Below are 13,721 nucleotides of genomic sequence, written 5' to 3'. Positions count from 1 at the left end.
TGTTTATAATTTTTATTTTTCTAAACCGTCTCAATTTTCGAGACGGTTTTTTTATTCCTTAAGCAGGTTACAACAGGATTGTTTTTAGTAATTTGATGAATAAATTTGAATATTATATTTTCAAAATACTTTATAGTTTAAATTGTAATAAATAAAAATTAAGTGGTTTTAATTTTATAGGGCAGTAACGTAGTTATTGCCTTTTTTTGTTTAATCTGCAAGTTAAAACAGGGAAGCACAGGATAGCTATATTATTTAAGTCATTTATTTTTAAGTGCTAAATATTAAATTTTCATTCTATGATTTATATAAAAAAACTGTCTTTATTTTTAACCTTTTTAAGTGCTTCATTTTCTATAACTGCTCAGGTTAAACTACCAGCTTTGGTTAGTGACAATATGGTCTTACAGCAAAATGCAAAAGTGAACTTATGGGGATGGGCATCTCCAAACGAAAAAATAAATATTCAGTTAGGATGGCAAAACAGTTCAATAGAAACTATTGCAAATTCAACAGGAAACTGGAAAGTAACAGTAGAGACTCCTCAGGGAAGCGAAAAAGAATATTCCATAATTATCAACGCTTCAAACAAAATTACGCTTAATAATATTCTTATTGGAGAGGTCTGGATTTGCTCAGGACAGTCAAATATGTATTTTCCTGTAGGAAAGGAAGAAGGTACCTGGAAAACCGGTGTCAAAAACTATGAAGAGGAAATCGTAAAATCGAATTATCCAAATATCAGATTGTTTACGGTTTTGACAAATGCATCTGCTAAGCCGCTTGATGATGTTACCGGAAGATGGGAATCATGCTCTCCTGAGACAATAAAAACGTTTTCAGCAGTTGCTTATTTTTACGGAAGAGAGTTGTATCAGAAATTAAAAATTCCGATTGGTCTTATTTCAACTTCATGGGGAGGTACAAAAGCAGAAGCCTGGACTTCTCAGAATGTTCTGGAAGAAAATCCGGATTTTTTAACCATTCTGGAAGAAGATGCTAAAAATGAAAAAGGATATCAGGAGAAACTGGAAATGTATTACCTGAATTTAAGAAACGAAAAGCAGGCTAACAATAATGCTTCAAAAACAGAACTTAAAAAGCCTAAAAAAGAAGCAAATAAAACTTCGTATGTATTGTATAATGCCATGTTGCATCCTTTAATTAATTACACAATGAAAGGTGTCATCTGGTATCAGGGAGAAAGCAATTCAGGCAAGGCAAAATTATACCAAACTTTATTTCCTGCTATGGTAAAAAGCTGGAGAGACGACTGGAAACAGGGAGATTTCCCTTTTTATTATGTACAGATTACGCCCCATAAAGGGCAGACTCCAGAGATTAGAGAAGCGCAATTATTGTCATTACAAAAAATATCCAATAGCGGAATGGCCGTTACGACTGATGTTGGGGACACAAACAACATTCACCCAATAGACAAACAAACTGTCGGTCACAGGTTGGCACTAATAGCTTTGGCAAAAACATACAACGAAGATAAATTGGTATATTCAGGACCCATTTATAATCACATGAAAATCAAAAAAGATAAAATCCAGTTATTTTTTGATTATGCTGATTCGGGATTCAAAAAAACAACTGGAGATTTAAAAGAATTTGAAATTGCCGGAGATGATAAAACCTATTATCCGGCTGTTGCTAAGATAGACGGTAAGACGATTATAGTTTCTTCAGAAAAAGTAAAAAATCCAAAAGCAGTTCGTTTTGCATGGAAAGCAGTGCCTGATCCAAATTTATTTAATGCCGAAAATTTACCGGCATCCCCTTTTCGTACTGATAACTGGTAATCAAATTGTATAAAAAGAGTTTAGTTTAGTTAGTTTATAATGTTCCCTTTTCATTTCTGAGTTTAAGAAATGCACAGGTATTTTTTATGAATTAAACCGAATTTTTGTGGATTTGATGGGAAATTAAGAGTTTTAAAATTGAATTTTAATTTTTATAACAAAATACATATGTAATTATTTATCTAGTGGTTATTGTGTTCAATTCTTTGATTTCTAGTTTATTAATATTTTTTTAAACTTTTTTAAAGTGTAAAAATCTAATTTTCAAAAAAATAGCAGGGTAGGGCAGGACAGTATTAAATATTTATCCTAATAATTTTAATAGTACTAACCTTTTAACCAACTATTTATGAAAAAACAAGTACTTTTTGAATTTATACCAATTCACTTTCAAAAGCAATTCCTTAAAATTATTTTAATTACATTTTTTAGCTTTTTGAATGTAAATAATTCGTTTGCACAAAACTGGAATATTTTGGGAAATGAATCTCAGGTTTCCGCTGTAGCATCGTCCTATACATCTATTGCTGTTTTAAACGACGTTCCTTATGTAGTGTTCCGAGAAGGAAGCGGACCTGTTGTCAAAGTTAAAAAAAGAAACACTGCCACAGGAAATTGGGAACAAGTAGGTAACGATATTGGAGCGAATCTTAATTTTTCCAGAATAATACTGGACAAAACAAACCGCTTTTATGTTACTTACGTGGATGCCGCAAATGGTAATAAACTGGCGGTGAAAATTTACAATACAGCTACAGACGCATGGGAACCATTAAATAACGAAACTAACAACCTCTATGTTTCGACTGGTTCTGTTACTAATTCTGTTTCACAATATGGCTCAACACCTCGGTGCTCATTGACTTTCGATTCTGATAACAATCCATATATCGCCTTTGGTGATAATGGGACATTGACTCCTTATGTTAAAAAGTTTGATGGTACTTCCTGGGTTACAGTTGGTAGTGGTTCGGTAAATACTGCTTCAATAGCAATTGGAGTAAGTTTAGTAGTGGATGAGGCTGATGTACCTTGGCTGGTATACTGTAATTTAACTACCATAAGTGCCACTACAGGTAGCATGACATTGTATAAGTTTACAAATGGAACCTGGACTGCTTCTGCAGCTTCATCAGTTACTGCGGGAGTACGTCATACCAGTATGGTACTTAACTCTGCCAATAATCTGGCAATTGCTTATTTTAATACGGCCAGTACCAATAAAGCAACGGTAATTGAATATAATAAAGCTGCAAATACTTGGGGTCCAAATACTATTATTGGTTCCAGAGATTCCCCAAATATAAGTTTGATTAAGGATGTTTCTGGTAATCTTTACTGTTCTTTCATAGACAACGTGAGCAGTACACCTACCTATTCTGCTCGTGTGTTTAAACAAACTGCGGGCGCAACTGTCTGGACAGAAATGAAAGATCCGACAGTAATTAGAGGAATTGATGAACCGGCTGGGAATTTAACAATTGTTGCCGGAAGTTTGTATCCTTTTGTTGTTTATACAAAAGCAAATACAGGAGGTATTGTAACTCCTATTGTTAGAACCTATGTTCCGGCTCCTCCACCGGCAACACTTACCACAAATACGGTTACAAATTTGACAGCAACTACAGCAGAAACAGGAGGGGATATTACCTCAGATGGAGGAACTGCAGTTACAGAAAGAGGAATCGTTTACAGTACAAGCAGTAATCCAACCGTAGCTAATACTAAAATTATAGCAGCTACCGGTGGCACAGGCAATTTTTCAGTAACTATTCCCGGCCTTACACCGGCAGCTTTGTATTATGTTAGAGCCTATGCAATAAATGGAGGTACTACCTATGGAGAAAATATTAGGTTCAATACGCTGGCTCTACCTGATGCAGTAGTGAATACGCCAAAACAGGTAGAATTTTTGAACCGTGGTGTAGTTGCCTTGCGTAAATCGACGAATGAAGTTTTTATTAGCTGGAGATTGCTGGCTAATGATCCTGCAAATATTACTTTTAATGTTTACAGGGATAATGTAAAAATCAATTCTGCTCCTATTACAACTTCGACAAACTATATCGATAATATTGCAGCAAATGGTTCTTATACCATAAAAGCAGTTATTGGTGGAACTGAAGGTGCTGCATCGGCTCCTGTTTCGGTATGGGGGAATAACCAGTTGTCGATTCCATTGCAAATTCCGCCGGGAGGTACAATTCCGGATGGAACAGCATATACCTATACTGCAAATGATGCAAGCGTCGGTGATGTCGATGGAGACGGTGAATATGAAATTTTCTTAAAATGGGATCCTACATTATTGAATCATAACGGAGGAGGTTTTTCGGGAGAACAAATTTTCGATTGCTATAAAATGAACGGTACTTTGCTTTGGCGTATCAACTTAGGTAAAAATGTAAATGCAGGTCCGCACTTCAATCAATTTATGGTGTATGATTTTGATGGAGACGGAAAAGCTGAAATAATTTTAAAAACAGCTGACGGAACTATTGATGGAACAGGAACAGTGATTGGTAATGCTACGGTCGATCATCGAAATTCAGGAGGATGGGTACAGGCAGGACCTGAATTCCTGACTGTTTTCAATGGTTTGACAGGAGCTGCCATGTCTACAGTTGCTTATCAGCCGGCGAGGGCAAATACTGCAGACTGGGGTGACACTTACGGAAATCGTCAGGATCGTTTTGTTTCTGCGGTAGCTTACTTAGATGGCGCCCGTCCGAGTTTGATTGTAGGCCGTGGCTATTATGATAAATTAATGCGTGCTGCTTATGACTGGCGCGATGGACAATTGACGCTTCGTTGGATTTTCGATAGTAAAGACGCGAGTGATCCTGCCAATAATGCATTTTCAACTCAGGGAAATCACCAAATGACTATTGGTGATGTGGATGGTGACGGAAAAGACGAAATCATAAACGGTTCAAGTGCTATTAATGATGATGGAAAACGTCTTTGGACTTATGGGCAGGGACATGGAGATGCACTTCACATGTCGGATATGGATCCGGATCGTCCCGGCCAGGAAATCTGGCAGTGTCTGGAATCCGAAAGTCAATATAGCCCATACGGAATCAGGCTTAATGATGCTAAAACCGGTGAAATGATTTTTGGAGCTGTTACCACAGGAGATGTTGGCCGTGCTTTGGCGGCAGATATTGATTCAAACCACAGAGGTTATGAAATGTGGAGTTCTTCCGGTTATTTGTATAATGTTCAGGATGGACAAATTGGAACCAGCAAACCAACAAACGGAAGCCAGGCTGTGAATGGTGCTGTTTGGTGGGATGGTGATTTAGGACGTGAATTGCTTGATGGTACAATTATGGACAAATGGAATCCGGCAACACAATCGCTAAACCGCTTGTTTACGATTTATCAGGCAGCTCCCGTTTCTTCCAATAATGATTCTAAAAAAAATCCAGCTCTTACAGGCGATATTTTAGGTGACTGGAGAGAGGAAATTATACTACGTCGTACTGACAATACTGCCCTCATTCTTTTTACAACCAATATCATTTCTGATTACCGAATTCCTACTTTAATGCACGATCCTCAATACCGTACAGCAATTGCATGGCAAAATTCAGCTTACAATCAGCCTCCTCATCCAAGTTATTTTTTAGGATATGATATGGCTCCGGTTCCTGCATCGAATATTGTTATAAAAGACATTTCGAATTTAGGGGTTAAAAAAACAGATGCTTCCGTAACAGCAGAAGTAATGGTATATCCAAATCCTTCTTCGGGACAATTTAATATCCGATTTAGTGGTTATAAATCATCTAAAGCAACCGTTGTAATTTCAGATATTACCGGACAGGTTTTAGTGAAAAAAGATATTGAACTTACCGGAAAGGATCAAAATGGAGTATTTAGCATTCCTAACCATAATCATGGAGTTTATCTTCTAAAAGTAATTAGTGAAGAAGGAACTAAAACACTTAAAATTCTGATTGAAAAATAATAACATAATTATCTATAATAGAAAGGTTTACATTTTTGTAAATCTTCCTATTATGCTTTAAAAAGTACAGTATAGCACAGGACAGTATTCGAATAATAAATAAATATATTTGAAATTAAACCTATTATGTTTTCATGAAATTAACCTTCATAACCTTCAAAAAAATATTTTTTTTATACTTTTTATTTTGTCTTTCCGCTTTTGCTCAGCAAGCAAAAAATGAAACTGCAGATAAGCCTTTATATCGAGACCCTGTTTTTGACGGAGCAGCAGATCCGACTATTATCTGGAGTAAAAAAGATAAAAAATGGCTGATGTTTTACACCAATCGAAGAGCAAATATTGGTGGAAATGGGGTGAGCTGGGTACATGGAACTCCCATTGGCATTGCCGAATCAAATGATGGGGCACATTGGAAATATAAAACCAATTGTAATATTGGTTATACGATTAAAGATGTCACCTACTGGGCTCCGGAAGTCATCAAGCATAAAAATAAATATCATATGTACCTGACAATTGTTCCGGGTATTTTTGAAGATTGGAAACATCCTCGATATATTGTGCACCTGAACAATAAAAATTTAATCGACTGGAAATTTGAATCACAATTAAAACTGGCTTCAGAGCGTTGCATTGATGCTTCTGTTTTTCAATTGCCTGATGGAAACTGGCGTATGTATTACAACAATGAAAATGATGGCAAATCCATTTATTATGCCGACAGCAAAGATTTGTACCATTGGACAGACAGCGGAAAAAAAGTAGTAAAAGACAGGGGAGAAGGCCCGAAAATTTTTAGCTGGAAAGGGAAAAACTGGATGATTACAGATCCATGGAAAGGTTTGGCTGTTTTCTCTTCGGATGATTTTATAAACTGGAAAAGACAGGAAAAAAACATTCTTCAAATTCCGGGAACAGGAGAAGATGACAAAGTAATTGGCGGACATGCTGATGTTATTGTAAGCGATGACAAAGCCTATGTTTTTTATTTCACACATCCCGGAAGAACTCCTGAAAATAAAGGAATAGACAATTTTGAAACCAGAAGAAGCACAATACAGGTTGCAGAATTAGAATACATAAATGGTGAAATTATCTGTAATCGTGACAAGGTGGTTCAAATTAATTTAAAACATTAATTAAGACATTTTGCTTTTGATTTTTTATAGGAAATTAAAATGAATAGAAGAAAATTTATAATCGGAAATTCTCTTGCTCTCATAGGGCTGTGTCTGCCATTTCCACTCAGAAGCAATAGTTTTCATATTGATCCGAAACTTTCTGATTTCGAAAAAAGACTTAAACCGGTAGGCTGTGCACTTGAATTTGAAGACTACTATGTGTGGTGTAACAGCCCTATTGAAGGGCCTGATGGTAAAATTCATGTCTTTTTTTCGCGTTGGAAAAAATCTAAATCAATGAGCGGCTGGATTAACGGCTCTGAAATTGCTCATGCCACAGCAGATTCTCCAGAAGGTCCTTACACGTATGTGAGTACTGTCTTTGCTCCCCGTGGTGAAGGCTTTTGGGATGCAACGACCTGTCATAATCCGAGTATTCATTTTGTGGATGGAAAATATGCGTTGTTTTTTATGGGGAATTCTAATGGCAAAATGAATACCAAACGAATTGGACTAGCTACTTCAGATTCTCTTTACGGACCATGGAAAAGACCTGATGAACCTTTTTTGCTTCCGGGAAGTGAAGGTTCCTGGGATGATCTTTTGACTACAAATCCTTCTTTTTTAAAACATCCAAATGGTGAATACTGGCTGTATTATAAATCATTGGATACAGAAAATTATGTGCATCCAAAATTTCCAATTAAAGGAAATAGAAAATACGGATTAGCAGTTGCTAAATCTCTTGAAGGACCTTATAGAAAATATGAAGGCAATCCTGTTGTTGATTTTTCAAAATTAGGAGATAACAAACAATGTGAAGATGCTTTTGTATGGTATGAAGATAAAAAGTTTAAAATGCTGGCAAGGGATTTGGGTGTTTTTGGACAGGACAAAGGACTTTACATGGATTCGGATGATGGAATTCACTGGTCTGATCCTTCAATATCCTATCAGCCACTCAATAAATATATCAATCAGCCTCAGGCTCCAAAACATCTCAACCGATATGGCCGTGCAGAACGCCCTCAGTTATTATTCCAAAACGGAAAAGCGACTTATTTGTTTACTGCCTCACAAGGCGGGAAATTTGAAACGGCTTCATCGTTTATCTTCAAAATAATGTAAATATCTTTAGAAAATTACTCTTAAAAAATTAAAAACTTATGGTAAGAAATGCTTTTAAAATGAAATTAAAACCGGGATTTGAAGCTGAATACAAAAAGCGACATGATGAGATCTGGCCTGAATTAGCAAGTCTCCTTTCAGAAACCGGTATACAGGATTACAGTATTTTTCTGGATGAAGAAACATTAATACTTTTTGCGGTTCAAAAAATAAGTGCTGATTTCGATTTTGATTTATTGCCAAACCATCCGATTGTAAAAAAATGGTGGGTTTATATGGGTGATATTATGGAGACCAATCCTGATAATTCTCCAGTTGCTATTGGTCTGAAGGAGGTTTTTCATTTAGATTAATATTCTTCCGATTATTCAAAAAAACAGCTTTGAATCCGATTAAAAATTAAATAACATACTTATGAAACTTCATACAAAGAATACATTTTTTTTAGCGATAATGTTTTGCACGTTGTTTCAATGCCGGTCACAAGATACCAGAACTTTTAAAGTTTTTCAGTTTCCGGCGAACAAAATCCCAACGATTGACGGAAAAGTAGATGACTGGAAAATGGTTCCTGAAAGTTATACTGTTGGAATGGATCAGTTATGGGAAGACAGCGGAAAACATGCCAAAGCAAATCCTAAAAATTTAGACGTAAGTGTTAAGGTTGCCTGGGTAAAAGGATTGAATCGTCTGTATTTTTTGTATGAAGCGTATGATGATTACTGGGATTTTTCGTTGTCGGGTCTTCACAATGATACTTTTGAAGTCATTGTTGATGCAGATCAGTCCGGCGGACCGTTTATAGACAGGTTTCATCCTAATCCGGCATTGACAAATACAATGGAAGCCTATTTTTCTTTTCATGGTGTGCATGCTCAGAATTATCATATTTTCACTCCTGCCGAAGGAAAAGACTGGACATTGGTTTGGGGTAGCCAACCGTGGATTAAGGAACTTCCGTATGCTAATGCTGCTTCTAATTATAATTTTAAAGCAGGAGAATCAGGAAAACTGATATTAGAATTCTGGATTACTCCTTTTGATTATGCAGGAAACGATCCGTCCAGAGCAGTAGAATCCATATTGGAAGAAAATAAAAGCATCGGTCTCTGCTGGGCAATTATCGATTATGATGATGTGAATAAGGAAACAAATAATGGTTTTTGGAATCTTTCAAAAGAACATAAAATGTATGGAAATGCTTCTTACAGCCTTCCTTTTAAATTAATGCCCTTGGAAAAACAATTTATAAAAGAAATCAGTGCCAAATGGACTTTCAAAGTCATTGATAAAAACAAAAGAACGGTAGCATTTGTCGATCAGTCTGTAGGCGAAATTGAATCATACAAATGGGATTTTGGAGACGGAAGTTTTTCGACAGAAAAAAATCCGATACATGAATATAAGGATGCCGGAAAATATGTTGTAGTTTTAGACATTTCAGGACCAAAAGGAAAATCGAGATTGTCAAAAATCTGGGATGTTGCCGTTAAATAAATAGTAAATAAAAAATAAGAATAATGAAATCGAAACTCTGTCTTTCAATAGCTTTATCGGCTATGGTTTTTATAAGCTGCAAAGCGCAAAAATCACAATCGACTAAAATTGTTTTAACCAATAATTCTGATTTGGCGCTGCCACAAAAGGCAATTTCAATAAAAAGAAGTACGCTTAAAGCAAAGGGAATCGAAAAATCTTTTCCAATAATACTGCAAAATTTAGATACGATTCCGGCCCAGGTAAACGATCTGGATGGTGACGGAAAATGGGATGAATTATTCTTTGTGGCTGATTTTTCTGCTAAAGAAAAGAAAACAGTTGAACTTAAATGGTCCAATACGGATCCTAAGTATGCAGTAAAAACCAGTGCACGTTTCGGAAAAAGAGAAGCAGAAAATTTACCTGTACAGCCTGCAACTGAAGAAGTTTTGTTAGCGAATCAGGTGTACAAGAAACTTGGATTTCAAAAATACCAAACTGATGGCCCAACCTGGGAAAATGATAAAGTAGGTTTCAGACATTATCTGGACGGAAGAAATTGTAAAGATGTTTTTGGTAAAACAACTCCCGGTATCACACCTGAAAATGTAGGTATCAGCAGCAAAGGCGCCTTAGAAGACAATTATCATCAGATGCACGAATGGGGAAGGGATATTTTTCCTGTGGGAACTTCTGCCGGATTAGGCGGATATGGATTAATCGTTGGAGATGAAATCAACAGACTTGGTATTCTAATCAATGATACGATAAATAACGTTGAAAAAACGACTTTCAAAATTGTAAGCGAAGGTCCTGTAAATTCGGTTTTGAGTTATAAATATCAAAATTGGAAGGCTTCAGGAAATAACTATCAGGTGCAGGAAACGGCTTCAATCTGGCCTGGAATGTACGGATACAAAAATAGCGTTTCTTTAAATGGACTGAAAGGTAATGAAACATTGGCTATTGCGTTTTCAAATATCAATAATCAGAATCCGTTACAGGTAATTGATTCCGGAGATTACGTTTGTTTTATTCTGCACGATAAACTGACTTATGAACGTCAATGGATTTTGGGAATTGCTGTAATTATTCCAAAAGATGCTTACAAAGGCTATATCGAAGCTCCAAAAACAGGTAAACTGACCAATTCCTATTTGATAAAAGTAAGTACAAAAAATAATCAGCCAATTAGTTATTATCCTGTTGCAGGCTGGGAACTAAGTGCTGATACAAACTTCAAAGATTCCGCTTATTTCAGTAATTATGTAACGGCTCTTGCTAAACAGCTTTCGGCTAAAATAAAGATTGAAGTAAGCAAATAATAAAATTTCACTAACTAAAAAATATCTAACCATGAACTATAAATCAACCAAAATTATCGCCTTATTTGTTTTGGGTGTCAGTAATTTTGCAAACGCCCAAACCAATGATGCCACAACACCTTTGCATCTAATGCAGCCTGATTATCCAACACCGTATGTAATTCCGCAAAAAGAAAATATAAAATCTGTATTGGACAGAGTCTATAATTTTTTAGATAAAAATTCGGCTTCAAAAATTATAAATGCAGCAACAAAGACTGAAATTACCGACTATAAAAAAAACAAAGAAGATGTTATTTTCGAACCAGGAGCTTTTAGATTAACGAGTTACGAATGGGGCGTTACTTATGCCGGAATGTTATTGGCTTCTAAAGCGACAGGTGAAAAATATTTTGCAGATTATTCGAATAAAAGAATAAAATTAATCGCTGATGTTGCTGAAAATATTCAGGAAAAAAATATCAAGGATAAAGATATGCTGAAAACGCTTCATCCCGAAGCACTGGATTTTGCCGGAGCGCTTTGTGCAGCCTTTATTAAAGCCAAAAAAGATGGCTTAAAAGCCAATATCGATCCTTTGGTTAATAATTACATCGATTTTATAAGTAAGGAGCAGTTTCGATTAAATGACGGAACTTTAGCACGAAACAGGCCTCAGGACAATACGCTTTGGCTGGATGATATGTTTATGAGTGTGCCTGCTTTAGCTCAAATGGGGGCTTACACAGGTGACACAAAATATTTTGATGATGCTGTAAAACAAGTTAACCAATTTTCTAAAAGAATGTTCAACGAGCAAAAAGGAATCTACATGCACGGCTGGGTTGAGTCGATGGAAGTACATCCTCAATTTCATTGGGCAAGGGCAAATGGCTGGGCTATAATGACTATGGTTGAATTACTGGAGGTTTTACCTAAAAATCATCCGGGATATCTTCATGTTCTGGCGCAACTGCAAAAGCACATCGCAGGATTAGTACAATACCAGCACGGAACCGGTTTTTGGCATCAACTGCTGGATAGAAATGATTCGTATTTAGAAACTTCGGCAACAGCCATTTACACCTATTCAATTGCCCGAGCGATTAATCGTGGGTATGTGGATAAAATGACGTATGGTCCTGCAGTTTTATTGGGTTGGAATGCAGTTGCTTCAAAAGTAAATGAAAAAGGTCAAGTGGAAGGAACCTGCGTAGGTACGGGGATGGGCTTTGATCCTGCGTTTTATTACTATCGTCCGATAAATGTTTTTGCCGCTCATGGTTATGGCCCAGTTTTATTGGCTGGAGCCGAAGTAATTTTGTTGTTAAAAGACAATCAGTTTCAGATAAATGACAGTGCAATACAATTAAAAGTTGAAGGTAAAAACAATTTACACAAATAATATGAAGAGCCATTTAAGTGTCATTTTTTTATTGGCAACTATGACTTCTTTCAGTCAGATTGGTACCCGTTTTCCATCAGAAAAAAAGATAATAAAAGATCCGGTCACAGGTCAGGAATTGATTTTTTTGACAACCAAACAGGCAGGAGATTCTAAAACCTATCCAACGCATCCGCAATGGACATCAGATGGAGAATGGCTGATTTTCAGAACCAAAAGAGCCAGTGGAGAAGCAGTAGCGGTCAACGAAAAATCAGGCATAATGGTTCAGGTTACCGAAGGAGGGTATACCGGAACTTTATGCATGGCTCAAAAAAGCATGAAACTGTATTTTATGCGAAAAGGAGAAGGAGATAAAATGCAGATTGTAGAGGTAAATCTGGAAGCTGTTTTTAAAGACAGTCAGGCAGGAAAAATGAAACCGGTTTCAGCTTACGAACGTATTTGCGGTATAACAAATCCCGAAATGGGCGCTTCAGGCGATATGGCTTTAGATGCAGATGAAGAAAGAGTTTATTTTAGAATCGGAAAAGAAGAAGCGGCGAGACACTTAGATCCGAATGTAAAAATAGAGAAAAGTATCGGTCCGAGGAATATGGGTGCAGGTCCGGGCGGAATAGGAAGCCTGAATTTAAAATCGGGTGAATTTAAACAGGTTGTTTCAGTACCATTTCAGGTTGGACATATTCAGTCGAATATCTGGAATCCGGGTGAATTGGTTTTTTGCTGGGAAACAGGAGGGAAGTCACCTCAAAGAACCTGGACCGTTATGGCAGACGGAACGGGTTTACGCCCTTTGTATCCCGAATCTGATTTTGAATGGGTAACGCACGAGGCAGTGATTTCTAAAGATGAAGTAGCAATAGCCATAATGGGACATCGAAAAATTGATATCCAAAAAGATGCTCCGGTAGAAGTAGCTGAAAACGGTGAGATTAAAACTCTGGTTAATCCCGGACAGGAAAGCAATTGGGGAAATACTGGAACCCGTGAAAAACCTACAGGTCTTGCCATTGTAAATTTAAGAACCCGCGAAATGATTATTGCCGGACAAACCAAAAACGGCAGCGGATTATGGCATGTACATGGTTCTGCTGACGGAAGATGGGCAGTAGGAGATGATTTCTCCAGAAGTGTATACTTAATTGACCGAAAAACAAACGAAATGATGCTCCTGACAACTGGACATAAGCAAACAGCAGCTGATCATGTTCACCCCACTTTTAATAGGGATGGAACGAAAATCCAGATTCAGTCGGCTATGCTTTCAGAGGATAATCGCACGATGAATATCTGTATTGTAAATGTTCCGAAAGAATGGCTTAAAAGAAAAGTTAAATAACCAAAAGCTTTTTTTCGATTAGAAAAACTCTATAATATCTCAATATCAAAAAAGCGTTTATAAAAATAGTTTTTATAAACGCTTTTATTTGTTTATAAACGATTTAAATATAAGTATTGAAAGTTTAAATTTAAATAATTTATTTGATTCATTAC

At 36.5% G+C, this 13,721-nt stretch carries 9 protein-coding genes; all 9 read left to right on the top strand.

Features of this window, described 5'->3' with window-relative positions:
• Positions 1–299 precede the first annotated feature (299 nt).
• The 9 genes from FLACHUCJ7_RS17925 (at position 300) to FLACHUCJ7_RS17885 (ending at position 13,566) form a co-directional block, all read left to right on the top strand.
• Positions 300–1,808, top strand: a complete 1,509-nt coding sequence (locus tag FLACHUCJ7_RS17925) for a sialate O-acetylesterase (RefSeq protein WP_180909872.1) — start codon at positions 300–302, stop codon at positions 1,806–1,808.
• Between the two features lie 349 nt (positions 1,809–2,157).
• Positions 2,158–5,784 (top strand): rhamnogalacturonan lyase family protein, encoded by a 3,627-nt coding sequence (locus FLACHUCJ7_RS17920; protein ID WP_180909871.1) that lies wholly within the window; start codon positions 2,158–2,160, stop codon positions 5,782–5,784.
• A gap of 134 nt (positions 5,785–5,918) precedes the next feature.
• A complete protein-coding gene (locus FLACHUCJ7_RS17915) occupies positions 5,919–6,926 on the top strand; it encodes a family 43 glycosylhydrolase (RefSeq protein WP_180909870.1) in 1,008 nt (335 codons plus the stop codon).
• Between the two features lie 39 nt (positions 6,927–6,965).
• Positions 6,966–8,036: a glycoside hydrolase family protein gene (locus FLACHUCJ7_RS17910; protein WP_180909869.1), complete on the top strand. Its 1,071-nt coding sequence runs from the start codon at positions 6,966–6,968 to the stop codon at positions 8,034–8,036.
• 38 nt (positions 8,037–8,074) lie between these two features.
• Entirely contained in the window at positions 8,075–8,389 is a 315-nt protein-coding gene (gene rhaM / locus FLACHUCJ7_RS17905) for an L-rhamnose mutarotase (protein ID WP_078228215.1), read from the top strand.
• Positions 8,390–8,450: 61 nt separating this feature from the next.
• Complete coding sequence (locus FLACHUCJ7_RS17900; RefSeq protein WP_180909868.1) at positions 8,451–9,533, top strand: PKD domain-containing protein; 1,083 nt, start codon at positions 8,451–8,453, stop codon at positions 9,531–9,533.
• A 23-nt stretch (positions 9,534–9,556) separates the two neighbouring features.
• A complete protein-coding gene (locus tag FLACHUCJ7_RS17895) occupies positions 9,557–10,840 on the top strand; it encodes a DUF4861 domain-containing protein (RefSeq protein WP_180909867.1) in 1,284 nt (427 codons plus the stop codon).
• A gap of 31 nt (positions 10,841–10,871) precedes the next feature.
• Positions 10,872–12,224: a glycoside hydrolase family 88/105 protein gene (locus FLACHUCJ7_RS17890; protein WP_180909866.1), complete on the top strand. Its 1,353-nt coding sequence runs from the start codon at positions 10,872–10,874 to the stop codon at positions 12,222–12,224.
• A 1-nt stretch (position 12,225) separates the two neighbouring features.
• Positions 12,226–13,566 carry a hypothetical protein gene (locus FLACHUCJ7_RS17885; protein ID WP_078228849.1) on the top strand — a complete coding sequence of 447 codons (1,341 nt, stop codon included), beginning with the start codon at positions 12,226–12,228 and terminating at the stop codon, positions 13,564–13,566.
• The last annotated feature ends 155 nt before the right edge of the window (positions 13,567–13,721 follow it).

Source organism: Flavobacterium salmonis (assembly GCF_903819435.1).
Classification (GTDB): Bacteria; Bacteroidota; Bacteroidia; order Flavobacteriales; family Flavobacteriaceae; genus Flavobacterium; species Flavobacterium chungangense.
This window is presented reverse-complemented; position numbering and strand designations above follow the sequence as displayed.